The organism is Ancylobacter sp., assembly GCF_965249975.1.
GTDB lineage: Bacteria > Pseudomonadota > Alphaproteobacteria > Rhizobiales > Xanthobacteraceae > Ancylobacter.
The window spans coordinates 28,190-53,258 of sequence record NZ_CBDFNE010000006.1 but is presented as its reverse complement, the minus strand read 5'-3'; the positions used below and the strand labels follow the sequence as shown (position 1 = coordinate 53,258).

Below are 25,069 nucleotides of genomic sequence, written 5' to 3'. Positions count from 1 at the left end.
ATTTTGTGCATTGCGAGAGAAGGACTGGCACGGGCGGTGCAATCTTGAGTGTCCCTATCAGGGAGGATCCAATGAACAAGCCAGAACTCGCCATCACCAAGCAGTCTCCGTTCAAGGCCCGCTACGGCAATTTCATCGGCGGCCAGTTCGTCGAGCCGGTCTCCGGCCGCTATTTCGACAACACCTCGCCGGTGACCGGCGGCAAGATTTGCGAAGTCGCGCGCTCGGACGCCGCCGACATCGACAAGGCGCTCGACGCCGCCCATGCCGCCAAGGCCGCCTGGGGCAAGACCTCGGCCGCCGAACGCGCGCTGATCCTCAACAAGATCGCCGACCGCATGGAGGAGAATCTCGACCTCCTCGCGCTGGCCGAGACCTGGGACAATGGCAAGCCGATCCGCGAGACGACGGCGGCCGACATTCCGCTCGCCATCGACCATTTCCGCTATTTCGCCGGCGCGGTGCGCGCGCAGGAAGGCGGCATCAGCGAGATCGACCACGACACCATCGCCTATCACTTCCACGAGCCGCTCGGCGTGGTCGGGCAGATCATCCCGTGGAACTTCCCGATCCTGATGGCGGTGTGGAAGCTGGCTCCCGCGCTCGCCGCCGGCAACTGCGTGGTGCTGAAGCCCGCCGAGCAGACCCCGTCGAGCATTCTGGTGCTGGTGGAACTGATCGCCGACCTGCTGCCCCCGGGCGTGCTCAACGTGGTCAACGGCTTCGGCCTCGAAGCCGGCAAGCCACTCGCCAGCTCGAACCGTATCGCCAAGATCGCCTTCACCGGCGAGACGACGACGGGCCGGCTGATCATGCAGTATGCCAGCCAGAACCTCATCCCCGTCACGCTGGAACTGGGCGGCAAGTCGCCGAACATCTTCTTCGCCGACGTGGCGGCCGAGGATGACGACTTCTTCGACAAGGCGATCGAAGGCTTCGTCATGTTCGCGCTCAACCAGGGCGAGGTCTGCACCTGCCCGAGCCGCGCGCTGATCCAGGAAAGCATCTATGACCGCTTCATGGAGAAGGCGCTGAAGCGGGTGGAAGCCATCATCCAGGGCTCGCCGCTCGACCCGGCGACCATGATCGGCGCCCAGGCCTCCTCCGAGCAGCTGGAGAAGATCCTCTCCTATATCGACATCGGCAAGCAGGAAGGCGCCGAGGTCCTCATCGGTGGCGAGCGCAACAATCTCGGCGGCGACTTCGCCGGCGGCTTCTATGTGAAGCCCACCGTGTTCAAGGGCCACAACAAGATGCGGATCTTCCAGGAGGAGATCTTCGGCCCGGTCGTGTCTGTGACCACCTTCAAGGACGATGCGGAAGCGCTGTCCATCGCCAATGACACGCTGTACGGCCTCGGCGCCGGCGTGTGGACCCGCGACGGCAACCGCGCCTACCGCTTCGGCCGCGCCATCGAGGCCGGCCGCGTGTGGACCAACTGCTACCACGCCTACCCCGCCCATGCGGCGTTCGGTGGCTACAAGCAGTCGGGCATCGGCCGCGAGAACCACAAGATGATGCTCGACCACTACCAGCAGACCAAGAACATGCTGGTCAGCTACTCCCCGAAGAAGCTCGGCTTCTTCTGAGCCTCAATGCGGGGCGCTTGCGCAGATGGCAGGCGCCCCGCAATGAGCCGTCATCCCCGGGCCCGGCCCGGGGATTCGTGCCTTTCATCCGTGCGCAAGGCGTGAAAAACCGGGACAAGCCCGGCCATGACGGCTTGCCCGGTGAGAGTTGCCCGCTGCGTGCTTCGAGTCGCGGCGCGATGCGCCGCTCCTCAGCACGACGAAGGCGTGGGAGTGATTACTTCCCAGGTTCCTCGTCATCCTGAGGTGCCCGGCACTGCCCGGCCTCGAAGGACGCACAGCCTCTCCCGGCTCGCGCCCTCTCTCCGCGCGATACCGCCCTCCCCGGGCTTGACCCGGTGATGCCGGCTCCTCACCTTTCACTCCAATGCTCAGTCCCTGAGACGAGGGACAGGAAGGGAGCCCCCCATGGACACGCAGACCGCGCCGCCACCCGCCACCGCAGGCACCATCCCCCGCGTTCTCGCCACCGAGGCGGCGCTGGCGCTGATCGACACCTTGCGGGCGCAGCATGGGCCGCTGCTGTTCCACCAGTCCGGCGGCTGCTGCGATGGCTCCTCGCCCATGTGCTACGCCCAGGGCGACTACATGCTCGCCGACCGCGACGTGCGGATGGGCGTCATCGGCGGCGCGCCCTTCTATATGAGCCCGTCGCAGTTCGAATATTGGCAGCACACCCAGCTCATCATCGACGTGGTGCCGGGGCGCGGCGGCATGTTCAGCCTGGAAAACGGGCGCGACGTGCGCTTCCTCACCCGCTCGCGGCTGTTCACCGACGACGAGCTCGACCGCCTCGCCCCGCTCGCCTATGGCCCGGACGCGTGAGCGCGGGGTCCAGAGCAATTCCCGCAACAGTGCCGAACGGCCTTTGCGAGAGGACTTGCGTCTAATCAGACAGTTAGAGCCGTTCCGGTAAATGCGAATTCACCGGAACTACTCTAGCGCGGCGTCAGCGCGGTCACCGCCAGCGCGGTGGCCGCCGCCCGATTCTCGACGCCGATCTTGGCGTAGATCTGCTCCAGATGCTTGTTCACCGTGCGCGGCGACAGGCCGAGAATCTCGCCGATGTCGCGATTGGCCTTGCCGCGCGCCAGCCACACCAGCACCTCCGCCTCGCGCAGCGTCAGATTGAGCTTGGATTTCAGCACCTGCTCCGGCGGAATGCCGGAATCCTCGACAATGCGCAGCAGCAGCTCCTCCGGCCCGATCTGCCCGACAAAGGACAGCTTCAGCCGGCGCGGCGAACCCTCGACCGACACCTCCACCGCCGCCATCTCGCCGCCGGCGCCATCCCCGTTGCGCCCCTCCAGCCAGCGCCGCACCGGCTCCGGCAGGGTGAAGCTGTCGCCCGGCGCGGCGGCGCTGAGCGCGGTCAGCAGCGCGGTCGCCTGCGGCGTCGACCACAGGACGCGCCCGGCGCGATTGGCAGAGAGCAGATAGCGCCCGGCGGCATCGAGCGCCGCGCGGGCGCTGTGGGTCTGCCGTGCATTGGCGAGATGCACGCGGATGCGGGCGATCAGCTCGTCCGGCGCGATCGGTTTGGTCACATAATCCACCCCACCGGCCTCGAGCCCCTTCACGATCTGCTCGGTTTCCGACAGGCCGGTCATGAAGATGACCGGCACATGCGCCACCGCCTTGTTGCGCTTGAGCTGCCGGCACGCCTCGAATCCATCCATCCCGGGCATGATCGCGTCCATCAGAATCACGTCGGGGGTAATGCGCTCGACCAGCGCCAGCGCGTTGGCGCCCTCGGTGGCGACCAGCACGGTCGTCCCCGCCGCCTCCAGCGCGTCGGTGAGCAGGCTGAGGGTTTCGGGCGAATCGTCCACCACAAGGACGATGTCGCGGCGCTCCACGCTAGGATTCATTGGCGCGCATCGCCTCCAGGACGGACATGTATTGCTTGAGATCGAAGGTTTCCATCAGCTCGCGCATATGGGCGACGAAGGCCTTGCTGTCGGGCGAGGCGCTTTCGATCTCCCGCAGCTTGGCCTGGATGCCGCGCACATAGCCGATCTCCCCCAGCTTCATCAGATCGTCGAGATGCACCCCGGCCGGTGCCCGAAGCTCGCCCGGCTTGGCGGCCTCGCCGGCGGCCAGCGCCGCGAGTTCGCCATCGCCCACCCATTCGAGATCGAGCAGCGCCGCCATCTTTTCCAACAGCGTGCGCAGATGCACCGGCTTGACCAGATGGTCGTCATGCTGGGCGAGGCCATCGCCATGGATTTCCCCGGCATTGGCCGAGATCATGATGATGCGCAGCCGGCCGAAGCCCTCGTCGCGCAGCTGCCGCACCACCTCCCAGCCATTCAGCCCCGGCATGGAGATGTCGAGCAGCAGCAGGTCCGGCTCCCATTCGCGCACCATGTCCAGCGCCTGCACCCCATCGGCGGCGGCGAGCACGGTGAAACCAAGCGGCACCAGCAATTCATGCATGAGGTCGCGATGGGCGATGTCGTCGTCGGCCACCAGCACCGTGCGGCGCGCGCCCGTATAGCCGGCGATATGGCGGTGCTGGATCGGGCCGAGGCGCGAGGGGTTGGTCACCTCCGACAGCATCATCTTGACGCGGAAGACGCTGCCCTCCCCCGGCGCCGATTTCAGCGCGATCTCCCCGCCCATGATCTCGGTGAGCAGCTTGGTGATGGTGAGGCCGAGGCCGATGCCGGCGGTGGAATAGGTGCCCGCCCGCTCCCCGCGCTCGAACGGCTCGAAGATGCGCTTGTGGTCGGCGGCGGGAATGCCGATGCCGCTGTCCTCGATCTCGAACTCCGCCACCTGGTTGCGGTAGCCGACGCGCAGCGCCACGCGGCCGCGATCGGTGAACTTGATGGCGTTTGACAGCAGGTTGATGAGGATCTGCCGCAGCCGCTTCTCGTCGGTGAACACCACCGCCGGCAGGCGCTCGGGCCGCACATAGACGAAATCGATGCCCTTGGCGGTGGCCTGCAGCCGGAACATATCGACCAGCTGGTCGAGAAACTCGCCGATCCGCACCTCGTCGCGGGTGAGATAGAGCCGGCCCGCCTCGATCTTGGAAATATCGAGCAGCCCGTCGATCAGGCCGGACAGATGCTCGGCCGAGCGGCGCACCACGCGGATGGCGTCGCGCCGGTGCGGAGGAATGGCGACGTCGCGCTCCAGGAGCTGGGCATAGCCGAGAATGGCGTTGAGCGGGGTGCGCAGTTCATGGCTGATGCCAACGACATAGCGGCTCTTGGCGAGATTGGCGGCCTCGGCGGCTTCCTTGGCCTTTTGCAGCTTGGCGTCGGTGCGCTTATGCGCCTCGATCTCGCGCATCAGCAGCGCGGTCTGGCGGTTGCTCTCCTCCTGCGCCACCCGCCGGCTTTCCTGCGCCAGCACGAACAGCCAGGCGGCGACGCCGGCGATGATGAGCAGGATGAAGTAGAGCGTGAACAGCACATTGCCGACCGTCTCCGCCTGGTCCGGCGGGGCGAAGGTCGACTGGAAATAGATCACCCCCAATATGCCGCCGATGACGGTCGCCAGCAGCGCCATCACCCCGATATAGTGGCCGAGGCGGGAATTGAGCTGCGCCACCATCCAGCCCGGCAGCGTCGCCCGCAGCGCCGCCAGAATCTGGTCGGGGAAGCGCGCCTCCTCCTTGCAGCGATCATTGCAGCGCGCATCGAGCGAGCAGCACAGCGAGCAGATCGGCCCGGCATAGACCGGGCAATGCGCCATGTCCTCCGGCTCGAATTTGTGCTCACAGATGCAGCATTTGAGCGTGTGGCGCGCCTCCCAGTTCTTCGCCGTCCGCCGCGCGATGTAGTAGCGCCCGCCCGTGGCATAGGCGATGCCGGCGGCGGTGACGAAGGACACCACCAGAGCGAGGAACGGCGCGAAGGCCTTCAGCGTCGGGCCGAGAAAGCCGGCGAAGGCGATGACGCCCACCAGCGTGCCCGCCAGCAGCGCGCCGACGCCGACGGGGTTGATGTCGTAGAGATGCGCCCGCTTGAACTCGATGCCCGGCGGGCTCCAGCCCATCGGCTTGTTCACCACGAGATCCGCCACCAGCGCCGCCACCCAGGCCACCGCGACGATGGCGTAAAGGCCGAGGATCTGCTCCAGCACCTTGTAGATGCCGAGCGCCATCAGCATCAGCGCGATGGTGACGTTGAACACCAGCCACACCACCCGGCCCGGATGGCTGTGGGTGAGGCGGGAGAAGAAGTTCGACCAGGCGATCGAGCCCGCATAGGAATTCGTAACGTTGATCTTCAGCTGGGCGAGGATGACGAACACCCCGGTGAAGGCCAGCGCCACCTCGGGCGAAAACACCGTTTTGAACGCCACCAGATACATCTGGGTGGGCTCGGCCGCGTGCAGGAACGGGATGCCCTGGGTGACGGCGAAATAGGCCAGAAACGAACCGCCCAGCATCTTGATGCCGCCGGGGATGATCCAGCCCGGCCCCGCGCTCAGCAGCGCCACCCACCACAGCGCATTGCGCCGTGCCTCGGTGCGCCCCGGCGCGCGGCGCGGCAGAAAGCGCAGGAAATCGACCTGCTCGCCGATCTGCGCCACCAGCGCGAACACCACGGTCGTCGCCGTGCCGAACAGGACGAGATCGAAGGAACCGTCGGGATGGCCGAAGCGGCCGGTATAGGCCGTCCAGCCGGCGAAAGGGTCGTTGTCGAGGGCGAGGATGAAAACGAAAGGGATGATGTTCAGCACCAGCCAGACCGGCTGGGTCCAGAGCTGGAACCGGCTGATGAAGGTGATGCCGTGCGTCACCAGCGGGATCACCACCAGCGCGCTGATGAAATAGCCCACCATCAGCGGCACGCCGAAGCACATTTCCAGCGCCAGCGCCATGATCGCCGCCTCGATGGCGAAGAACAGATAGGTGAAGGAGGCGTAGATCAGCGAGGTCAGCGTCGAGCCGATATAGCCAAAGCCCGCGCCGCGGGTCAGCAGGTCGATATCGACGCCGAACTTGGCGGCGTAATAGCTGATCGGCAGGCCGGCGGCGAAGATGACGACGCAGACGACGAGGATCGCCGCCACCGCGTTGGGAAAGCCATAGGCCAAGGTGATGGCGCCGCCGATCGCCTCCAGCGCGAGGAACGACACCGCGCCGAGCGCGGTATTGGCGACCCGCAGCGCCGACCAGCGCCGCGCGCTCTTGGCCGTGAAGCGGAGCGCGTAATCCTCCAGCGTCTCGTTGACGACCCACTGATTGTAGCGACGCCGAACGCGAACGATCTTCTGCTCCGCCGCCATGGGGGTGTGCCTCGCCGTGCCAACGCCAGACATGCTTCCGTGCCACCCTCCCCCGGGGATTTTCTTGTTTGTTGCACCGCGACGGCGGCGGGTTGCCACCCGCGCCGACGCCACCCCCAAGCATAAATCATTCCACACGCCGGACAGGCCGAAGACAGCTTAGCGCGGCGACTTATCCTGCATTAAATTACCTTTCCATTCGCCATCACAGCATTAAATGCCCAATAATCGGGCTAATTAGCGCCGGTTCTGTCCACTTTCCCTACACTTACCTCGCGCGCGCGCGAAAAACTCTATTCGACGCGAGGGAAAAACCTCCGCGTCGGACATACGATCCATTTTCGCCTTCACAGTGCGCGAGACACGACGTTTCCCCTATACGTCAATCGACGTATTGCTGCATCGCGACATCGACCGCCACGATCCGGCCAATGCAAGCACAAGAGAAGCTTGTTGAGGCCACGTCAAACCCGTGGAGGGGAATCGTATGTCTTCGAAGAATGATCCGTCGAACACGTTTTCAGCGACGCGGCGCAAGCTCTTGATGGGTATTGCCGCGCTCCCGGCCGTACCTGTTCTTGCGTCCACCGGCCTTTTTTCAACCCCGGCACAGGCCCAGGCCCCGGCGACATCGGCGGTGAACACCACCGGCCTCGCCGTGACCGACACGGAGGTCACCGTCGGCATCCTGCATTCCGTCACAGGCACCATGGCGATCTCCGAGACCGGCTCGGTGCAGGCGGAAAAGCTGGCGATCGAGCAGATCAACGCCATGGGCGGTGTGCTCGGCCGCAAGATCAAGTTCATCCAGGAAGACGGCGCCTCCGACTGGCCGACCTTCGCGGAGAAGGCCAAGAAGCTGCTGGTCAACGACAAGGTCGCGGCCATCATGGGCTGCTGGACCTCGGCCTCGCGCAAGGCGGTGCTGCCGGTGGTCGAGCAGTATAACGGCATGCTCTACTACCCGACCTTCTATGAAGGTCTGGAGCAGTCCAAGAACGTCATCTACACCGGCCAGGAAGCCACGCAGCAGATTCTCGCCGGCCTCGACTGGGTGCAGAAGACCAAGGGCGGCAAGACCTTCTACCTCATCGGCTCGGATTATATCTGGCCGCGCACCTCGATGAAGATCGCCCGCAAACACATCGAAGGGCATCTCAAGGACTCCTCGGTCGTCGGCGAGGAATATTTCCCGCTCGGCCACACCCAGTTCAATTCCGTCATCAACAAGATCAAGCTGAAGAAACCGGACGTGATCTACGCCGCGGTCGTCGGCGGTTCGAACGTCGCCTTCTACAAGCAGCTCAAGGCCGCCGGCATCGACCTCAACAAGCAGACGCTGCTGACCATCTCCGTCACCGAGGACGAGATCGACGGTATCGGCGGTGAGAACTTCGCCGGCGCCTATAGCTGCATGAAGTACTTCCAGTCGCTCGACAACCCGAACAACAAGGACTTCGTCGCCGCCTTCAAGAAGATGTGGGGCGAGAAGACCGTGATCGGCGACGTGACGCAGGCCGCCTATCTCGGCCCGTGGCTGTGGAAATTCACCGTCGAGAAGGCCGGCTCCTTCGATGTCGACAAGATCGCCGCGGCCTCGCCCGGCATCGAGTTCACCAAGGCGCCGGAAGGCTACGTCAAGATCCACCCGAACCATCACCTCTGGTCGAAGACCCGCGTCGGCCTCGCCCAGCCGGACGGCCAGTTCAAGGTGGTGTTCGAGACCCCGGACCTGATCGAGCCCGATCCGTTCCCCAAGGGCTACCAGTGATCGGCTGACGCTCCCACCCGGAGAGGGTCCGCCCTCTCCGGGACTTCACGCCGTTGATGCCAAGAGCGCGCTCGCGCGCCCGCCGGGGGATTCCTGAATGTTCGCTGACTATTCGCTGGCCGAGCTTGGCTCGATTTTCGTGATGCAGGGCTTTGCCGGCCTCATCCTGTTCTCGGTCTTCGTGCTCATGGCGCTCGGCCTCGCCATCATCTTCGGCCAGATGGGCGTCATCAACATGGCGCATGGCGAGTTCATGATTCTCGGCGCCTATGTCACCTATTTCACCTCGCAATTCTTCCTGAATTATCTGCCTAGCCTGTTCGGCGCCTACTTCTTTCTCGCCATGGTGCTCGCCTTCTTCGCCGCCGGCGCGCTCGGCATGGCGGTGGAATGGCTGATGATCCGGCGGCTCTATAAGCGCCCGCTCGACACGCTGCTCGCCACCTGGGGCCTCAGCCTCATTCTTCAGCAGGTCTACCGCTCCGTCTTCGGCCCGCGCGAAGTGGGCGTGGAGCTGCCGAACTGGATGATGGGCTCGATCTCGCTCACCGACTCGATCGAAGTGCAGATCAACGGCCTGTTCGTCATGGGCCTTACCATCGCCATCACCGTTGCCGTCGCCCTGCTGATGTACAAGTCGGCCTGGGGAAAGCAGGTGCGCGCCGTGGTGCAGAACCGCGTCATGGCCGGCGCCGTCGGCATCAATACCGAGAAGATCGACCGCTACACCTTCGGCCTCGGCTGCGGCATCGCCGGTGTGGCCGGCTCGGCCTTCACCATGATCGGCTCGACCGGCCCGACCTCCGGCCAGCTCTACATCGTCGACACCTTCCTGGTCGTCGTCTTCGGCGGCGCGCAGAGCCTGCTCGGCACCATCGCCTCCGCTTTCACCATCTCGCAGGCCCAGTCGACCATGGAGTTCTTCCTCTCCGGTTCGATGGCCAAGGTCCTCACGCTGCTCGGCGTGGTCATCATCCTGATGCTGCGGCCGCAGGGCCTGTTCGTCATCAAGGTCCGTCGCTGAGGAGGCGCATATGAGCAAGTCATCCGGCCGCACCTTCTTCCTGCGCCCGCAGGACATGATCGGGATCGCGATCCTGGCCTTCATCCTCCTCGTCGTGCTTCCGCTGGCGCTGGACAATTTCCGCCTGCAATTCGTCGGCAAGTACCTCACCTACGCCTTCGTCGCGCTCGGCCTGGTGCTGTGCTGGGGCTATGCCGGCATCCTCTCGCTCGGCCAGGGCGTGTTCTTCGGCCTCGGCGGCTACTGCATGGCCATGTTCCTCAAGCTGGAAGCCTCCAGCGTCGAGAACACCAAGATCCAGACCACGCCCGGCATCCCGGACTTCATGGACTGGAACCAGATCACCGCCCTGCCCTGGTTCTGGGAGCCCTTCAAGAGCTTCACCTTTTCCACCGTCGCCGTCGTGCTGGTGCCGGCCTTCTTCGCCCTCATCCTCGGCTTCGCCCTGTTCAAGCGGCGTGTGGGCGGCGTGTATTTCGCCATCATCACCCAGGCGCTCGCCGCGATCATGACCATCCTGATCATCGGCCAGCAGGGCTATACCGGCGGCATTAACGGCATCACCGATCTGCGCACCCTGCATGGCTGGGACATCCGCACCGACAGCGCCAAGACGATCCTCTATTTCGTCTGCGTCGGCCTGCTGCTCGCCTGCATCCTGCTGGCCTTCTACGTGAAGTCGTCCAAGCTCGGCCGCATCCTCGTCGCCATGCGCGACAAGGAGGACCGCGTCCGCTTCTCCGGCTACGACGTCGCCAGCTTCAAGATCTTCGTCTTCTGCCTGGCGGCGGCGCTGTCGGGCATTGGCGGGGCCATGTTCGCCCTGCAGGTCGGGTTCATGTCGCCGTCCTTCGTCGGCATCGTGCCGTCGATCGAGATGGTGATCTACACGGCGGTGGGCGGGCGCCTGTCCATCCTCGGTGCCATTTACGGCACGCTGCTGGTGAACTGGGCCAAGACCTCGTTCTCCGAGAGCTTCCCGGAACTCTGGCTGTTCGGCCTCGGCGGCCTGTTCATCGCCGTGGTGCTGATCTTCCCGAACGGTATTGCCGGCCTCTGGCAGAGCTACATCGCCCCGCGCCTCGGCCCGCTTTTCGGCGGCGCGGCCCGCCGGACGACGCCCCCTGCCCCGACGCCGCCCGCCGCCCCGTCCCCCGGGACGGCCGCCCCCGCCGCCGCCGAATAGGAGCCGGAGCCATGAACAGCCAAGTCATCACCGACTCCATGAACAAGGACTTCGTCCTGGCGGTGGAAGGGCTCACCGTTTCGTTCGACGGGTTCAAGGCGGTCAACGACCTGTCCTTCTATGTCGACGAGAACGAAATCCGCGTCATCATCGGCCCCAACGGCGCCGGCAAGACCACGGTGCTCGACCTCATCTGCGGCCGCACCAAGGCGACCACCGGCTCGATCCGGTTCAAGGAGCGCGAGCTCACCCGGATGAAGGAGCATGAGATCGTCCGCGCCGGGGTCGGGCGGAAGTTCCAGAACCCGTCGATCTATGAAGACCTCACCGTCTTCGAGAACCTGGAAATTTCCTATCCCAAGGGCCGCTCGGTACCGGGCGCGCTGACCTTCCGCCGCGACCGGGCGGTGAAGGAGCGGGTGCAGGAGGTGGCGGAAACCATCTTCCTCGCCGACCAGCTCGACCAGCGGGCCGAATATCTCTCGCACGGCCAGAAGCAGTGGCTGGAGATCGGCATGCTGCTGATCCAGGACCCGGAACTCCTGATGCTCGACGAGCCGGTGGCCGGCATGAGCGTCTCCGAGCGCAAGAAGACCGCCGAACTGCTCAACACCATCATCAAGAACCGGTCGGTGATCGTGATCGAGCACGACATGAAGTTCGTCGAGGACATCGCCCACAAGGTGACGGTGCTGCACCAGGGCAAGATTCTCTCGGAAGGCTCGATGGCCAAGGTCCAGGCGGACCCGAAGGTCATCGAAGTCTATCTCGGCCATTGAGGGGGGCGGATCATGCTGAACGTATCCAGGCTGCACGTCTCCTATGGCGAGAGCGAGGTTCTGCACGGCCTCAACTTCACCGTGGCGCCGAACGAGATCATCGCCATCATGGGCCGCAACGGCATGGGCAAGACCACGCTCATGAAGTCGCTCATGGGCATCGTGCCGACCAAGAGCGGCGCGGTGAGCGTCGGCGCCACCGACATCACCCGGCTGAAGAGCTATGAGCGCGTCAAGAACGGCGTCGCCTATGTGCCGCAGGGCCGCATGATCTTCTCCACCATGACGGTGCAGGAGAACATCGAGACCGGGCTGATCCCGCGCGGCGAGAGCAAGGTGCCGCCCGACATTTACGAGCTGTTCCCCGTCCTTCTGGAAATGAAGGGCCGGCGCGGCGGCAACCTTTCCGGCGGCCAGCAGCAACAGCTCGCCATCGCCCGGGCGCTCGCCACCGCGCCCAAGGTGTTGCTGCTCGACGAGCCGACCGAGGGCATCCAGCCCTCGATCATCCGCGACATGGCCCGCACGCTGAAGCGCATCCGCGACGAGCGCGGCCTGTCCATCGTGGTGTCGGAGCAGGTGCTGTCCTTCGCCCTCGACATCGCCGACCGCGTGCTGGTGATCGAGAACGGCGAGATCGTCCACGAGGACAGGCGCGCCGATGTGGACGAGGCCAAGGTCGCCCGATTCCTGTCGGTCTGAGCCCCGCCGGACCGCTCCACCCGCCTTTACCGCTTGCCCAAGATCCCAGCTTGTCCACGGGGAGTGAGACGCATGACCGAGACGCTTATCAAAGTCGACCTGAACCAGTCGGCCTATGACAACGACATGGTTCACAACCGCTGGCACCCGGACATTCCGATGGTGGCCTGGGTGAAGCCGGGCGATGATTTCATCGTCGAGACCTATGACTGGACCGGCGGCTTCATCAAGAACAACGATTCCGCCGACGATGTGCGCGACATCGACCTGTCGATCGTGCACTTCCTTTCCGGCCCCATCGGCGTGAAGGGCGCCGAGCCGGGCGACCTCCTGGTAGTCGACCTGCTCGACATCGGCGCCATGCCGGACAGCCAGTGGGGCTTCAACGGCTTCTTCTCCAAGAAGAATGGCGGCGGCTTCCTCACTGACCACTTCCCGCTGGCGCAGAAGTCGATCTGGGACTTCAAGGGCATGTACACCTCCTCGCGCCATGTGCCGGGGGTGAACTTCGCCGGGCTGATCCATCCCGGCCTGATCGGCTGCCTGCCCGACCCGAAGCTGCTGGAGACCTGGAACACCCGCGAGCAGGCGCTGATCGACACCAACCCGACCCGCGTGCCCGCGCTCGCCGTGCCGCCCTTCGCCGCCACCGCCCATATGGGCCGGCTGACCGGCGACGCGCGGGACGCCGCCGCCGCCACCGGCGCGCGCACCGTGCCGCCGCGCGAGCATGGCGGCAATTGCGACATCAAGGACCTGTCGCGCGGCTCCAAGATCTACTTCCCCGTCTATGTCGAAGGCGGCGGCCTCTCCATGGGCGACCTGCATTTCAGCCAGGGCGACGGCGAGATCACCTTCTGCGGCGCCATCGAAATGGCCGGCTGGGTTCACCTCAAGGTCGAGGTGCTGAAGGGCGGCATGGCCAAGTACGGGATCAAGAACCCGATCTTCAAACCCTCGCCGGTGACGCCGAACTACAAGGACTATCTGATCTTCGAGGGCATCTCGGTCGACGAGGCCGGCGGCCAGCATTATCTCGACGTGCACATCGCCTATCGCCAGGCCTGCCTCAACGCCATCGAATATCTCAAGAAGTTCGGCTATTCCGGCGCCCAGGCCTATTCGATCCTCGGCACCGCACCGGTGCAGGGCCATATCTCCGGCGTGGTGGATATCCCCAATGCCTGCGCCACGCTGTGGCTGCCGACCGAGATCTTCGACTTCGACATCAACCCCACCGCGGCCGGACCGACGAAATTCCTCGACGGCTCCATCGACATGCCGCTGTCACCGGACCTTTGACCCCCTCTTACGTCCGGTGCATGCGGGGCGACGCACAGCGTCGCCCCGCCCTTACCCTTAGCAAACATGGGGCGACGCCACGCGTCGCCCCGCTCCCTCTCAGGAAACGCCCAAGGGGTCGCGCTCAAGACCCGTACACAGGGACATGCCGATGCCCGTCTATGAATATGAATGCGAAAGCTGCGGCGATTTCACCGCGATGCGGCCAATGAGGGAGTATCAGGCCCCGCAGCCCTGCCCGGATTGCGGCGCGATGGCCCCGCGCGTGATGCTCACCGCCCCGCATTTCTCCGGCATGTCGCGCGAGAGCCTCACCGCCCATGCCACCAATGAGCGCGCCAGCCACGCGCCGATGACCACGGGCGAATATGCGGCGAAGAAGCACCCGTCGAGCTGTTCCTGCTGCTCAGGCGGCATGAAGAGCCGCTCGAAAAAATCGAAGACCGCCACCGCCGCCTCAGGCGCCAAGAGCTTCCCCTCCGCCCGGCCGTGGATGATCAGCCATTGAGGCCCTGAGCGCCCTCATTCCCGGGCTTGACCCGGGGACCCAGCCTTTCGGCCGTATGCAATGTCGCCGCTGGGTGGCCGGGTCAAGCCCGGCCAGGGGGGTGAAAGGTGGTGCGAAGCGACACGTCTCCTGCGGCCTTCGCGTCTCGCAACGTCATCCTGAGGTGCGAGCCAAGCGAGCCTCGAAGGGTGACGGCCGGGCTCGCCCTCACTCCCCAATCGCCACGCCCTCGCGGCGGGGGTCGGCGGCCCCGAGCAGCCCCTGCGGCGTGATCGCCACCGCCTGTACGCCGGATGTCATCGCCCCGACCTTCACGCTGAAGCCGAGCGCGGCGAGGCCCGGCGCCAGCGCCTCCGCCGCCGTTCCCGCCTCGATCTCCACCGCGTCGAAGCGGGCCAGCACATTGGGCGCGGCGATGGCGTCGGGCAGGCTCATGCCCCAGTCGAGATGGGCGATCAGCGTCTTGGCGACATAGCCGATGATCTGGCTGCCGCCGGGCGAGCCCAGCGCCAGCACCGGGCGCCCCTCCTTCAGCACGATGGTGGGGGTCATTGAGGAGCGCGGCCGCTTGCCCGGCTCCACCCGGTTGGCCACCGGCACACCGTCCTTGTGCGAGCGGAAGGAAAAGTCGGTCAGCTCGTTGTTCAGCAGGAAGCCGCCCACCATCAGCCGCGAGCCGAACCCCGCCTCGATGGTCGAGGTCATGGAGACGACGTTGCCCTGCGCGTCGACAATGGTGATCTGGGTGGTGGAGGGCAGTTCCGGCGCCAGCCCGTCCGCCCGCTCCGGCGCCACCGAGGCGTGGTCCCAGGTCGGCTTGCCGGGCGAGACCTCGGGCAGCGCATCGTCGCCGGCCAGCAGCTTGGCCCTCTGGGCGAGATAATCGCGCGCCAGCAGCCCCTTGATCGGCATCGGCACATAGTCGCTGTCGGCCATGTAGCGTTCGCGGTCGGCGAAGGCGAGGCGCGAGGCGTCGGCGATCAGTCGCCACGCCTCGGGCGAGGTCGGGCCGAGCGCCTTCAAATCATAGGGCTCCAGCAGGCCAAGGATCTGGCCCAAGGTGAGCGCGCCGGACCCCGGCGGGCCCATACCGCAGACCTCCAGCCCACGATAGGCGCCGCACACGGGAGGACGCTCCTTCACCCGATAATCGGCGAGATCCTCCCCGTCCAGCAGGCCGGGATTGGCCGCGCCGCGCACCGCCGCGACGATTTCCTGTGCCAGCGCGCCGTCATAGAACGCCGCCGCGCCGCCGTCGCGCAGCAGGCGCAGCGTCTGCGCATAGGCCGGGTTCTTCAGCAGCGTGCCCGCCGCCCGCGGCACACCAGCGGCATCGAGGAAATAGGCCTTTGCAGCGGGATCGCGCGCGAGCGTGTCGACATCGCCGGCGATCAGCCCGGCAAGGCGGGGCGAGAGGGCAAAGCCGTTCTCCGCCCGCTCCAGCGCCGGAGCGAACAGCGCCTCCCAGCCGAGGCGGCCAAAGCGGCGATGCACCGTCTCCAACAGAGCCGGCGTGCCCGGCGTGCCGACCGAGCGCCCGCCGACCACCGCCTCCATGAAGGCGAGCGGCTGGCCCTGTGCGTTCTGGAACAGGGTCGGCGTCGCCGCGCGCGGGGCGGTCTCGCGCCCGTCAAAGGTGGTGAGCGTGCGGGTCGCGGCGTCCCAATAGACCAGGAAGCCGCCGCCGCCGAGGCCGGAGGATTGCGGCTCGACAAGGCCGAGCATCAGTTGCACCGCGACCATGGCGTCGACGGCGTTGCCGCCCGCGCGCAGCATCTGCGCGCCCGCTTCCGCCGCCAGCGGGTTGGCGGCCGTCACCATCCAGCGCGTGCCGGTGGCGGATTTGGGCGCAGCCGCCAGCACGCCCGCCGCCTCCGGCGCCCGCACGTCGGAGGCCTGCTGCGCCTGTAGCGGGCTCATCGTCAGCACCAGGGCGATAAGCCCTTGCCACAGCTTCATGTCCGTCCGCTCCTGCCTGTCGTGCACTCAAGATTGCGCGCCGTAACGCGATGTGAACAGCCGAATCCCGCCCCGCACTGCAACAAGCGCGTGACCTTTCCACGAATCGGTCTAAGCTCCAGTTGTCGTCAACAATCGAAAGGAGGTGATCCAGTGTCTGATCGTCTTGATCCGCGGTCGTCGGTATCCGTGACCTGGACGCTTGCCTCTTCTGAGGTTCGTTCCGCGTGATGCGATACGTCGCGCTGCCCTTCTAGGCAGTTACTGGACCGAACCGCGGTCTGACATGGGAAGGGCTGCCCTCGCGGGCAGCCCTTCTTTCTTGGGTCACCGCACCTCACCGCAAGGACTACTTTGCCGAAGCCGATCCTCATCTATATCGACGCCGATGCCTGCCCGGTTAAGGACGAGACCTATCGCGTCGCCGCCCGCCACCGGCTGAAGGTGTTTCTCGTCGCCAATTCCTGGATCGCCATCCCGCGCGACGCCGAAGTCGAGCGTGTCATCGTCGCCGCCGGGCCGGATGTCGCCGATGACTGGATCGTCGAGCGGGTGGAAGAAGGCGACCTCGTCATCACCGCCGACGTGCCGCTCGCCGCCCGGGTGGTGGCGAAGGGCGCAGAGGCCATCGGCCCGACGGGGAAACCCTTCACCGCCGCCTCCATCGGCATGCAGCTCGCCACCCGCAATCTGATGGCGGACCTGCGCGAAGCCGGCGAGATCACGCGCGGGCCCCGCCCCTTCTCCCCGCGCGACCGCTCGGAATTTCTGCAATCGCTGGAACGCGCCGTGCAGCGTTTGAAACGAAAGGGCTTTGTGGCGGGTTGAAGGGGCAGAAACCAGGAGACGTCGATGCTGCAGGCCTGCCTCAACGGAGCGCGCGACCGCGCCTTCCATGCCTACACGCCGCTCACCCCCGCCGAGCTTGCGGCGGACGCTGCCGCCGTGGTCGCTGCCGGGGCGAGCGAACTGCACCTGCACCCGCGCGACGCTTCCGGCGCCGAGACGCTGGACCCCGCCATGGTCGCCGCCGCGCTCGAGGCCATCCGCGCCCGCGTGCCGGATGTGCCCATCGGCCTGTCCACCCATGCCGGGATCGCCCCCGGCGGCGCGGAGCGGCTGAAGGCGGTGAAGGGCTGGAGCGTGAAGCCGGACTATGTGTCGGTCAATCTGATCGAGGACGACGCGCCCGAGATGATCGCGCTCGCGCTGTCGCGCGGCATCGGCGTCGAGGCGGGGCTGTGGTCGGTGGCGGATGCCGAGCGCTACATCGCCCTGCCCGAGGCGAGGAAATGCCTGCGCATTCTCATCGAGATCAATGAGCAGGATGTCGAGGAGGGGCTTGCCGTCGCCGCCGCGATCCGCAAGCTTCTGGCCCGCGCCAGCCTCGACGTGCCGGTGCTGCAGCACGGCTATGACGCCACCGTCTGGCCGCTCTATCAGGATGCGCTGATGCGCGGGCTCGACGGACGCATCGGGCTGGAAGACGGCAAGCACCTGCCCGATGGCAGCGAGGCGGCGGACAATGCGGCGCTGATCAAGGCCGCCTTCCGCCTCGCCCGCGTGCCGCCGAACCTGCCGCCAGAAGCGGTGCCGCCGCTGGCGGGGTGAGGACATTCCCGCCAACAAGAGGCCTCAGCCGCCGAGAGGCCTCAGCCGCGCCGCGTCGGGATCATGTCCGCCACGCGCCGCTCGTCCGGGCGCTCGCTGCCGGCGAGCCCGGCCGCCACCCCAGCGCGGTCGGCGTCGGAGCGGTTCTGGCTCATCTTGCGCTTGCCCTCCAGCCGGGTGATCGGCAGCCGCACCCCGACAATGCCGCGAAGCTGCGCGGCGACAAAGGCCTCCGGCGCGTCGCTCACCGCCCAGGGCTCGGCGCGCGGCTGCTCATACAGCGCGGTGAGCCGCGTCACCGCCTCCAGCAGCCGTGCGGGATCGTCGAAGAACTCGGGCACGCCATAGGCGTGAACGGCCTCATAATTCCACGTCGGCACCACCTTGCCGTGCTCGGCCTTGGCCGCGTACCAGCTGGGCGTGATGTAGGCATCCAGTCCCGAAAACAGAACCAGTGCCTCGCCAATCGGCGCCGCCTTCCATTGGCCATTGGCCCGGGCGAGATGGCCGTAGAGCACACCATGCTCGCCCTCGCTCGGGTCGAGAAACAAAGGCAGCGGCGTCGCCATCAGCCCCTCGGCGGTGGCGGTGACCAGCGTCGCCAGCCGCGCCTCGCGCATGATGCTGTGCAGAATAGCGGGGTCGTCTTCGCGGAAGGCGGGCGGCGTATACATGAGAAGCCCCGGCAGGGATGGTGGCTGCCGGCACTCTACAACCGGCCCGCGCCGCAGCCTATTTCATCGTGCCTATTTCATCTCCACTTCGACGAAGCTCATCGGCGCGTCGCCGGCATTGCGTACATCGTGGCGGATGCCGGCGGGGCGGGAATAGGCGCCGCCGGCGCTCATGCGCACCTGCGTCACCACCCCGTCGACATCGATCTCCATCAGCCCGTCGGTGACGAACACGATGGCATAGTCCATCGCGTGCTCGTGCCAGCCCGTGGTGGCGCCCGGCGCGAAGTCCCAGCGGGTGATGCGCACCCGCGCATCGTCCGCCAGCTGGGTCGCGACGGCCGGAATGGTGCAGGCGAAGGCCATGAGGTCTATCCCGAGTTCCGCAGCCCGGCGGAGATGCCGTTAATGGTGAGCTGGATGCCTTGCAGCACCTTCTCGTCGGTATCGCTGGCGCGGTATTTGCGCAAGAGGCCGACCTGCACATGGTTCAGCGGGTCGATATAGGGGAAGCGGGCGCGGATCGAGCGTTCCAGCAGCGGGTTGGAGCCGAGCAGGGCCGGCTGCTGCGAGATCGCCAGCAGCGCGTCGATGGCGCCCTGGTGCTCGGTGCGGATGCGGCCGAAAATGCTCTCGCGCAGCTCCGCGTCCTCCACCAGCGCCGCGTAGCGCGAGGCGATGGCGATGGAGCTCTTCGACAGCACCATGTCCATGTTGGACAGCTGGGTGCGGAAGAACGGCCATTCCCGGTACATCTCCTGCAGCAGCGGCAGCCCGTCCGGGTGCGCGTCCAGCCACTGGCGGACGGCCGTGCCGAAGCCGTACCAGCCCGGCAGCATCAGCCGGCACTGCGCCCAGGAAAACACCCAGGGAATGGCGCGCAGATCCTCGATCCGCCGCGTCTTCTTGCGCGAGGCCGGGCGCGAGCCGATGTTCAGCGTCGCGATCTCGTTGATGACGGTGGATTCCCAGAAATAGTCCTCGAAGCGCGGGGTCTCGTAGACCAGCGCCCGATAGGCGGCGAAGGCGGCGTCGGAAAGCGCCTCCATCACGGTGAGATATTCCTCGCGCGGCGCCATGGCGTCGCCGGAGAGCAGCGTCGCCTCCATCGTCGCCGCCGCGAGGATTTCGAGATTGCCGCGCCCCACCGCCGGGTTCGAGTACTTCGACGAGATGATCTCGCCCTGTTCGGTGATGCGGATCTGCCCCTGCACCGCCCCGCCCGGCTGAGCGAGGATGGCGTCGTAGCTCGGCCCGCCGCCGCGCCCGACCGAGCCGCCGCGCCCATGGAACAGGCGCAGCCGCACGCCATGGCGCTTGAACACCTCGATCAGCTCGATCTCGGCCTTGTAGAGCTCCCAGCCGGAGGTGAGGAAGCCGCCATCCTTGTTGCTGTCGGAATAGCCGAGCATCACCTCCTGCACGCCGCCGCGGCTGTCCACCAGCTTGCGGTATTCCGGCAGGCGGAACATCTGCTCCATCACCTTGGCGGCGTTGCGCAGATCGCCGATGGTCTCGAACAGCGGCACGATATGCACCGACGCCGCGCCGGCGGGGTCGACCAGGCCGACTTCCTTCAACAGCAGCGCCAGCTCCAGCATGTCGGAGACGCTCTCCGCCTTGGAGATGATGCAGGTCTGGATCGCCTCCGGCCCGTAAATCGCGTGGATGCGGGCGCAGGTACGCAGCATGGCGAGTTCGCCCACCGTCTCGTCGGAATAGGCGGCGAAGGGCGAGGTCAGCGGGCGCGCCGTGGTCAATTCGCGCAGCAGCAGCGCGACGCGGGTGCCCTCCGGCAGCGCCTTGTAGTTCGTGCCGGGTGCGGCGACCTCGAACAGCTCGGCGACGCAGCGCTCATGCACGTCGGAATTCTGCCTGGAATCGAGCACGGCGAGGTGGAAGCCGAACGCGTCCACCGCCCGCCGCAGCGCCCGCAGCTTGCCGCCGGCGATGGCGCCCGACTTATGCGCCTTGAGCGAGGCGTCGATGATGTCGAGATCGGCGCGCAATTCCGCCGCCGAGCCATAGGGCCGGGCCGCCGGCATCTGGGTAATGCCCAAGAGATCGGCAACTTCCAGCCGGAAGGCGGTGGCGCGCAGGCGCGAGGCGATGGCGGTCACCGCGAGGCGGTAGGGCTCGTTGCGCCGGTGCGGCGAGAGATCGGGCGAAGCGTCGACCAGCGCCAGCAGGTCGCTCGACACGCTCACACGGATGGTGCTGATGGAAAGTTCGGCGCCGAGGCTGTCCAGCTCTTCCAGATAGAAGCGCACCGCCTGAGCGGACTGCATGCGCATCGTCTCGCGCGTCACCTCGGCGGTGACGAAGGGATTGCCGTCGCGGTCGCCGCCGATCCAGCTGCCCATGCGCAGGAAGGAGGCAATTTCCGGCGCCTCCCCCGTGCGGCCTTCCATCGCCGCCAGCCGGTCCTCCAGCGCGGCATAGAGCGTCGGCAGCTGGCGCAGGAAGGTGTAGTCGTAATAGGAAAGCCCGTTCGCCACCTCGTCCAGCACGGTCAGCTTGGTGCGGCGCAGCAGGTTGGTCTGCCACAGCATCAGCACGCGCCGGCGCAGTTCCGCCGCCGCCATCTCCTGCTCTTCCGGCGTCGGGTCGCGGCGGGCGCGGTCGGCCAGCAGTTCCGCCACCTTCATCTCATGCGTCAGGGTGGAGCGGCGGCGCACCTCGGTCGGGTGGGCGGTTAGCACCGGGCTCGCCAGCGCGGTGGTGAAGAAGGCGCGCAGATCGTCGGTGGAAATGCCGGCCTCGCGCGCCCGCTCCAGCGCCCGCGCCACCGTGGCGGGGCCGGCCGCGCTGCCATTTGCCGCCGCCGCGCGCATGCGGCGGATGACGTTCTGGTCCTCGGCGATGTTGGCGAGATGCGAGAAATAGGAAAAGGCGCGGACGATGGAGATGGTCTGGTCCGGGCCGAGATCGCTCAGGATCGCTTCCAGCTCGTGCCTTGCGCCCTCATCCTCCTCGCGATGAAAGCGGGTGGAGACGCGGCGTATATGCTCCACCAGCTCATAGATCGCCTCGCCCTCCTGGTCGCGCAGCGTGTCGCCCAGCACGCGACCGAGCATGCGGATGTCTTCGCGCAGCGACAGGTCGAGTTCGCCATCGGCTTCAGGCTCGGCATCGGAAAGGGCGATGGTCAGGGCAACGGACATGGCGATACTCCTTAAGGCGTAGACAACTTAGCAATTAGCATGCCGTCGATGACACCCGTGCGGGCGCGCTTATCCCCGGCAAGGCGGGGCGCAGCGCGGCGGCAGACCGTCACGGGCGGGATCGCGTTACCTGCGGCTGGCGAGGCACACGGCAAGGTGCGGCTTGCGGGCCACACACCCACAGGTTTCTCAGCCTCGCCCCAGAGCCGCCGCGATTGTGAACGAATCCCCCGCCAGGATGAACGCCATGCTCAGGAAAGCTTCATGGTTGAGGGTTCATAAAGAGCGCATGAAGCGCCGACCTGCGGCGGTGCTTTTCGAAACAACCGGCCGAAAGCCGTGTTGAGCCGACAAGGCCGGCCGCGAGGCCGGGTTTAATTCACAGCGTAACGCGTATCAGGAAGGACGACGACAATGCCCCCCGTCATGAACCGCAACGAGGTTCAGGCTCCCCTCGCTTCCCCCCAATCCAAGGCTTCCTACACCGGCGCCGTCTCGCCGCTGCGTCCGGCCGACGCGCGCGAGAAGAAGGCCGTGAACGTGCCGGTGGGTTCGATCGCCGCGATCGAATCGCAGCTCGGCTTCTGACGCCGCGCCCCTTGTGGATCCCGCCATGCGCGACGCCGCCCCCGGCGCCGCGCCTCGATCCTTGATGAGCCCCTGCCCCTCGGCCATGGGCGTCTGATCACAGGATTGTGTGTCGCCCGCAAAGCGCGGTTTTGCACCGGCTCGCTGCGCCCCGACGGCCCTGCGGGGCCGCGGCGCAGCCCCAAAGCACTGGATTCCGGGCGACCTCTTCCCATATGGGTGACGTTGCGGCAACTCCGCACCAAACCCTTCGAGAGAGGCCAAGCCCTTGCTTTTCCCGCGTTCGCGTCCCTTCGCCCTGCGTCTGATGATCGGCGCGCTGTTTGTCGCCGCCGGCGTACTGGTGGCCACCGACTTCGCCGAGGCCCGCGCCGGCCGCAGCGGCAGCTTCGGCAGCCGTGGCACGCGCAGCTATTCGACGCCCGCTCCCACCCCGACCGCGCCCACCGCCCAGCCGTTGCAGCGCTCCGCGACGCCGCAGAACCAGGCCGCGACGGCGGCCCGCGCTCCTGGCGCCCAGCCTGGCGGCTTCTTCAACCGGGGCGGCTTCATGGGCGGGCTGATGGGCGGCCTGCTCGGCGCCGGCCTTTTCGGCCTGCTGATGGGTTCGGGCTTCTTCTCCGGCCTTGGCAGCCTCTCCGGCATTCTCGGCCTGCTGCTGCAGGTGGCGCTCATCTTCATCGTCGTCCGGCTGGTCATGGGCTGGCTGCGCTCGCGCAACCAGCCTGCCTATGCCGGCGGCGCGCGGCCCGACCCGATGAACCGGGACGCCATGAACCGCGATGCCATGAACCGCGAGGCCATGAATGGCGGCGGTCAGGCACCGCAGCCCGGCGCCATGGGCGGCACGGCCGCGCCGCGCGCGGGCTTCGGCACCGCGCCGCGCGGCAAGCCGCTCAAGCTGGAAGGATCGGATTTCGACACGTTCGAGCGCACGCTCACCGAGGTGCAGGCCGCCTATAGCCGCACCGACAAGGCGGCTCTTTCCACGCTGCTGACGCCGGAAATGGCCGGCTATATGGCCGAGGAGCTGGACGAGCTGGCGCGCGATGGGCTGGAGAACCGCGTCACCGATGTGAAGCTCCTGCAGGGCGACCTGTCGGAAGCCTGGTCGGAAGGTGACACCGAATACGCCACCGTCGCCATGCGCTACGAGCTGAAGGACGTAACGCTCGACAAGGCCACCGGCCGCGTCGTGCAGGGCGATCCGGACCGTCTCGAGCAAGCGGTGGAATTCTGGACCTTCGCCCGCCCCCCGCGCGGCCAATGGAAGCTCAGCGCCATCCAGCAGGGCTGAGCGGCATCCGATCCTAAATGAGCGAAAGGGCGGCCGGCGAGCCGCCCTTTTTCATGCGCGTCAGAGTTCCAGCGGGTCCGGTCCGAAATGGTTCGGCCCATGCGTGCCGCGCACCATGAACCAGAAGAAGATGACGATGGCGCCGATGCCGGTAAAGGCGAGCAGCAGCCACCAGCCGCTGCGCCCGAGGTCGTGGAAGCGACGCACCGCGACGGCGATCGAGGGGATCAGCAGCGCGAGACCGACCAACGTGGTGATTGGGGTGAACACACTCGTTACGCCGCCATAGATGGCGCCATCGACCTCGACGAACGAGAAGGTGCCGAACAGCGCCGCGTCGACAAACGACGTCACCCACTGCACCACAACGGTGAACAGCACCCACCACCAATAGGCCGAGCGCGACGCGCGCCCGGAAAAAGTGGCGTAATTGCCGAGACCGCTGGAAACCGCCTGCGTGAAACTCATGTCATCCCCCGTGCCCCATTAGTGGCGCGGGTATTGTTGGCATGAAAGCGGCGGAACGCCATAGGGGCGACGGGACGCCGCCCCCTCCTCGCTAGGGTTCAGGCTTGCAGAGGATCCGGCCCGAAGCGGTTCGGACCGGTGGTGCCTTTCAGTATGAACCAGACGATGAGGACCGGAATGCCGATAAGGGTAAAGGTGATCAACAGCCACCAGCCGGTGCGATCCGTGTCGTGCAATCGGCGGACTGCGACGGCCAAAGACGGAATGAACGTTGCCACCCCGAACAACACGTTGGGCACGTCGAGTATCATGGGCTCTCCGCCTATTTCGGCAATCTGCACAAGAAAGAAGTCGCCGAACAGCAGCGCCGTGACAAATGTGAGGACCCAGGGCGTGACAATGAGGAACAGCTCGAACCACCAGAATTCCGAACGCCGCGCGCGGCCGGAAAAGGTGAAGTACTGTCGCATTGCACTGGAAACGGCTTGCGCGAAATTCATGAGGTTTCCCCGCCCTTAGGCACACCTGCCGTGCCCGTGGACAAATGGGAAACTCACAACCTCAAGCTGTCAAGAGGCACCAAAGCACCCCTTTCACCGCTTGAGCGCGCGCCCGGAAAAGGTGGCGTACTTGCCGAAAACGCTGGAAACCGCCTGCGTGAAACTCATGTCATCCCCCGTGCCCCATTGGCGCGAAGCCATATTCTTGGCACGAAAGGCGCCGAACACCATCCCCCGCGCCGCCTCGCCCGGCGCCGGGTGTGCGGGAGGAGCGGCTTTTGAAGTTCACCATTGAAACCGACCCCGGCGCCGAGGTCCGCGACCTCATCGATCGTGGCCTCGATATCTTCAACGAGGCCAAGGCCGGCCCTTTGGGGGCGTCGCAGCTTTGGGTCATCGCCCGCGATGACGCCGGGGTTACGACAGGCGGCATCAAGGCCAGCACCTATTTCGGCTGGATGCACATCGCCTGGCTATGGGTGTCGCCCGAGGCGCGCGGCAGCGGGGTCGGCAGCGCCCTTCTGAACGCGGCCGAGGCAGAGGCCCGCGGGCGCGGCTGCACCGGGGTTCATCTGGAAACCTATAGCTTCCAGGCACCGGATTTCTACGCGCGGCACGGCTATGAGCGTTTCGGGCAGATCGACGATTATCCGCCCGGCCATTCCAATATCTGGTTGAAGAAGCGCTTCTGAACGCC

Annotated in this window: 23 protein-coding genes; 14 read left to right on the top strand and 9 right to left on the bottom strand. The window is 66.3% G+C overall.

Going from position 1 to position 25,069, the window contains the following annotated elements; genetic code table 11:
* Positions 1 to 71: 71 nt before the first annotated feature.
* Positions 72 to 1,589, top strand: a complete 1,518-nt coding sequence (adh, locus tag ACP2AH_RS08700; protein ID WP_425105435.1) for an aldehyde dehydrogenase — start codon at positions 72 to 74, stop codon at positions 1,587 to 1,589.
* A gap of 408 nt (positions 1,590 to 1,997) precedes the next feature.
* Positions 1,998 to 2,414 (top strand): DUF779 domain-containing protein, encoded by a 417-nt coding sequence (locus ACP2AH_RS08695; protein ID WP_425105434.1) that lies wholly within the window; start codon positions 1,998 to 2,000, stop codon positions 2,412 to 2,414.
* A gap of 113 nt (positions 2,415 to 2,527) precedes the next feature.
* On the opposite strand, the gene ACP2AH_RS08690 is transcribed toward ACP2AH_RS08695, so the two are convergent.
* Both ACP2AH_RS08690 and ACP2AH_RS08685 read right to left on the bottom strand, forming a co-directional pair.
* The gene (locus ACP2AH_RS08690) at positions 2,528 to 3,460 is read right to left on the bottom strand and encodes a response regulator (protein ID WP_425105433.1); all 933 of its coding nucleotides are present in this window, start codon (positions 3,458 to 3,460) and stop codon (positions 2,528 to 2,530) included.
* Positions 3,450 to 6,839 (bottom strand): hybrid sensor histidine kinase/response regulator, encoded by a 3,390-nt coding sequence (locus tag ACP2AH_RS08685; RefSeq protein ID WP_425105536.1) that lies wholly within the window; start codon positions 6,837 to 6,839, stop codon positions 3,450 to 3,452. The genes ACP2AH_RS08690 and ACP2AH_RS08685 overlap by 11 nt, the downstream gene beginning before the upstream one ends.
* A 487-nt stretch (positions 6,840 to 7,326) precedes the next feature.
* Between ACP2AH_RS08685 and urtA the strand changes: the two genes are divergently transcribed.
* The 7 genes from urtA (at position 7,327) to ACP2AH_RS08650 (ending at position 14,111) form a co-directional block, all read left to right on the top strand.
* Complete coding sequence (gene urtA / locus ACP2AH_RS08680; protein ID WP_425105432.1) at positions 7,327 to 8,610, top strand: urea ABC transporter substrate-binding protein; 1,284 nt, start codon at positions 7,327 to 7,329, stop codon at positions 8,608 to 8,610.
* A 97-nt stretch (positions 8,611 to 8,707) separates the two neighbouring features.
* On the top strand, positions 8,708 to 9,634 hold the full coding sequence (gene urtB / locus ACP2AH_RS08675; RefSeq protein ID WP_425105431.1) for an urea ABC transporter permease subunit UrtB: 927 nt from the start codon (positions 8,708 to 8,710) through the stop codon (positions 9,632 to 9,634).
* Positions 9,635 to 9,644: 10 nt separating this feature from the next.
* On the top strand, positions 9,645 to 10,820 hold the full coding sequence (gene urtC, locus ACP2AH_RS08670) for an urea ABC transporter permease subunit UrtC (RefSeq protein ID WP_425105430.1): 1,176 nt from the start codon (positions 9,645 to 9,647) through the stop codon (positions 10,818 to 10,820).
* A gap of 11 nt (positions 10,821 to 10,831) precedes the next feature.
* Positions 10,832 to 11,599, top strand: a complete 768-nt coding sequence (urtD, locus tag ACP2AH_RS08665) for an urea ABC transporter ATP-binding protein UrtD (protein ID WP_244375752.1) — start codon at positions 10,832 to 10,834, stop codon at positions 11,597 to 11,599.
* A gap of 12 nt (positions 11,600 to 11,611) precedes the next feature.
* The gene (gene urtE / locus ACP2AH_RS08660; protein WP_307019895.1) at positions 11,612 to 12,301 is read left to right on the top strand and encodes an urea ABC transporter ATP-binding subunit UrtE; all 690 of its coding nucleotides are present in this window, start codon (positions 11,612 to 11,614) and stop codon (positions 12,299 to 12,301) included.
* Positions 12,302 to 12,373: 72 nt separating this feature from the next.
* On the top strand, positions 12,374 to 13,603 hold the full coding sequence (gene fmdA / locus ACP2AH_RS08655) for a formamidase (RefSeq protein WP_371346887.1): 1,230 nt from the start codon (positions 12,374 to 12,376) through the stop codon (positions 13,601 to 13,603).
* 151 nt (positions 13,604 to 13,754) lie between these two features.
* Positions 13,755 to 14,111 carry an FmdB family zinc ribbon protein gene (locus ACP2AH_RS08650; protein WP_425105429.1) on the top strand — a complete coding sequence of 119 codons (357 nt, stop codon included), beginning with the start codon at positions 13,755 to 13,757 and terminating at the stop codon, positions 14,109 to 14,111.
* Positions 14,112 to 14,318: 207 nt separating this feature from the next.
* Here the strand turns inward: ACP2AH_RS08650 and ggt are convergent, their stop codons facing one another.
* Entirely contained in the window at positions 14,319 to 16,070 is a 1,752-nt protein-coding gene (ggt, locus tag ACP2AH_RS08645; RefSeq protein ID WP_425105428.1) for a gamma-glutamyltransferase, read from the bottom strand.
* A 354-nt stretch (positions 16,071 to 16,424) separates the two neighbouring features.
* On the opposite strand from ggt, the gene ACP2AH_RS08640 reads away from it, so the two are divergent.
* The gene (locus tag ACP2AH_RS08640) at positions 16,425 to 16,898 is read left to right on the top strand and encodes a YaiI/YqxD family protein (protein WP_425105427.1); all 474 of its coding nucleotides are present in this window, start codon (positions 16,425 to 16,427) and stop codon (positions 16,896 to 16,898) included.
* Positions 16,899 to 16,922: 24 nt separating this feature from the next.
* On the top strand, positions 16,923 to 17,681 hold the full coding sequence (locus ACP2AH_RS08635) for a 3-keto-5-aminohexanoate cleavage protein (RefSeq protein WP_425105426.1): 759 nt from the start codon (positions 16,923 to 16,925) through the stop codon (positions 17,679 to 17,681).
* Between the two features lie 41 nt (positions 17,682 to 17,722).
* On the opposite strand, the gene ACP2AH_RS08630 is transcribed toward ACP2AH_RS08635, so the two are convergent.
* From ACP2AH_RS08630 to ppc, 3 genes are all read right to left on the bottom strand, one after another.
* Entirely contained in the window at positions 17,723 to 18,355 is a 633-nt protein-coding gene (locus tag ACP2AH_RS08630; protein ID WP_425105425.1) for an FMN-binding negative transcriptional regulator, read from the bottom strand.
* 72 nt (positions 18,356 to 18,427) lie between these two features.
* A complete protein-coding gene (locus ACP2AH_RS08625) occupies positions 18,428 to 18,721 on the bottom strand; it encodes a cupin domain-containing protein (protein ID WP_425105424.1) in 294 nt (97 codons plus the stop codon).
* A gap of 5 nt (positions 18,722 to 18,726) precedes the next feature.
* Complete coding sequence (gene ppc / locus ACP2AH_RS08620) at positions 18,727 to 21,519, bottom strand: phosphoenolpyruvate carboxylase (RefSeq protein ID WP_425105423.1); 2,793 nt, start codon at positions 21,517 to 21,519, stop codon at positions 18,727 to 18,729.
* A 414-nt stretch (positions 21,520 to 21,933) separates the two neighbouring features.
* On the opposite strand from ppc, the gene ACP2AH_RS08615 reads away from it, so the two are divergent.
* Positions 21,934 to 22,107 (top strand): hypothetical protein, encoded by a 174-nt coding sequence (locus ACP2AH_RS08615; RefSeq protein WP_244375733.1) that lies wholly within the window; start codon positions 21,934 to 21,936, stop codon positions 22,105 to 22,107.
* 268 nt (positions 22,108 to 22,375) lie between these two features.
* Positions 22,376 to 23,404 (top strand): Tim44 domain-containing protein, encoded by a 1,029-nt coding sequence (locus tag ACP2AH_RS08610; RefSeq protein WP_425105422.1) that lies wholly within the window; start codon positions 22,376 to 22,378, stop codon positions 23,402 to 23,404.
* A gap of 60 nt (positions 23,405 to 23,464) precedes the next feature.
* On the opposite strand, the gene ACP2AH_RS08605 is transcribed toward ACP2AH_RS08610, so the two are convergent.
* The 3 genes from ACP2AH_RS08605 to ACP2AH_RS08595 all read right to left on the bottom strand — a co-directional run bounded on the left by ACP2AH_RS08605 (position 23,465) and on the right by ACP2AH_RS08595 (position 24,603).
* Positions 23,465 to 23,872 (bottom strand): DUF805 domain-containing protein, encoded by a 408-nt coding sequence (locus ACP2AH_RS08605; RefSeq protein ID WP_425105421.1) that lies wholly within the window; start codon positions 23,870 to 23,872, stop codon positions 23,465 to 23,467.
* Between the two features lie 98 nt (positions 23,873 to 23,970).
* Positions 23,971 to 24,372 carry a DUF805 domain-containing protein gene (locus tag ACP2AH_RS08600; protein WP_425105420.1) on the bottom strand — a complete coding sequence of 134 codons (402 nt, stop codon included), beginning with the start codon at positions 24,370 to 24,372 and terminating at the stop codon, positions 23,971 to 23,973.
* Between the two features lie 93 nt (positions 24,373 to 24,465).
* On the bottom strand, positions 24,466 to 24,603 hold the full coding sequence (locus tag ACP2AH_RS08595) for a hypothetical protein (protein ID WP_425105419.1): 138 nt from the start codon (positions 24,601 to 24,603) through the stop codon (positions 24,466 to 24,468).
* Between the two features lie 47 nt (positions 24,604 to 24,650).
* Between ACP2AH_RS08595 and ACP2AH_RS08590 the strand changes: the two genes are divergently transcribed.
* The gene (locus ACP2AH_RS08590; protein ID WP_425105418.1) at positions 24,651 to 25,064 is read left to right on the top strand and encodes a GNAT family N-acetyltransferase; all 414 of its coding nucleotides are present in this window, start codon (positions 24,651 to 24,653) and stop codon (positions 25,062 to 25,064) included.
* Positions 25,065 to 25,069: the final 5 nt, after the last annotated feature.

Bases quoted from the DNA above. Each gene is read 5' to 3' on its own strand.
- ppc (WP_425105423.1), bottom strand. From the start codon at position 21,519: ATGTCCGTTGCCCTGACCATCGCCCTTTCCGATGCCGAGCCTGAAGCC.
- urtB (WP_425105431.1), top strand. From the start codon at position 8,708: ATGTTCGCTGACTATTCGCTGGCCGAGCTTGGCTCGATTTTCGTGATG.
- urtE (WP_307019895.1), top strand. From the start codon at position 11,612: ATGCTGAACGTATCCAGGCTGCACGTCTCCTATGGCGAGAGCGAGGTT.
- ACP2AH_RS08595 (WP_425105419.1), bottom strand. From the start codon at position 24,603: ATGGTGTTCGGCGCCTTTCGTGCCAAGAATATGGCTTCGCGCCAATGG.
- urtC (WP_425105430.1), top strand. From the start codon at position 9,645: ATGAGCAAGTCATCCGGCCGCACCTTCTTCCTGCGCCCGCAGGACATG.
- urtA (WP_425105432.1), top strand. From the start codon at position 7,327: ATGTCTTCGAAGAATGATCCGTCGAACACGTTTTCAGCGACGCGGCGC.
- urtD (WP_244375752.1), top strand. From the start codon at position 10,832: ATGAACAGCCAAGTCATCACCGACTCCATGAACAAGGACTTCGTCCTG.
- ACP2AH_RS08600 (WP_425105420.1), bottom strand. From the start codon at position 24,372: ATGAATTTCGCGCAAGCCGTTTCCAGTGCAATGCGACAGTACTTCACC.
- ACP2AH_RS08615 (WP_244375733.1), top strand. From the start codon at position 21,934: ATGCCCCCCGTCATGAACCGCAACGAGGTTCAGGCTCCCCTCGCTTCC.
- ggt (WP_425105428.1), bottom strand. From the start codon at position 16,070: ATGAAGCTGTGGCAAGGGCTTATCGCCCTGGTGCTGACGATGAGCCCG.
- ACP2AH_RS08635 (WP_425105426.1), top strand. From the start codon at position 16,923: ATGCTGCAGGCCTGCCTCAACGGAGCGCGCGACCGCGCCTTCCATGCC.
- adh (WP_425105435.1), top strand. From the start codon at position 72: ATGAACAAGCCAGAACTCGCCATCACCAAGCAGTCTCCGTTCAAGGCC.
- ACP2AH_RS08690 (WP_425105433.1), bottom strand. From the start codon at position 3,460: ATGAATCCTAGCGTGGAGCGCCGCGACATCGTCCTTGTGGTGGACGAT.
- fmdA (WP_371346887.1), top strand. From the start codon at position 12,374: ATGACCGAGACGCTTATCAAAGTCGACCTGAACCAGTCGGCCTATGAC.
- ACP2AH_RS08695 (WP_425105434.1), top strand. From the start codon at position 1,998: ATGGACACGCAGACCGCGCCGCCACCCGCCACCGCAGGCACCATCCCC.
- ACP2AH_RS08630 (WP_425105425.1), bottom strand. From the start codon at position 18,355: ATGTATACGCCGCCCGCCTTCCGCGAAGACGACCCCGCTATTCTGCAC.
- ACP2AH_RS08625 (WP_425105424.1), bottom strand. From the start codon at position 18,721: ATGGCCTTCGCCTGCACCATTCCGGCCGTCGCGACCCAGCTGGCGGAC.
- ACP2AH_RS08650 (WP_425105429.1), top strand. From the start codon at position 13,755: ATGCCCGTCTATGAATATGAATGCGAAAGCTGCGGCGATTTCACCGCG.
- ACP2AH_RS08605 (WP_425105421.1), bottom strand. From the start codon at position 23,872: ATGAGTTTCACGCAGGCGGTTTCCAGCGGTCTCGGCAATTACGCCACT.
- ACP2AH_RS08685 (WP_425105536.1), bottom strand. From the start codon at position 6,839: ATGGCGGCGGAGCAGAAGATCGTTCGCGTTCGGCGTCGCTACAATCAG.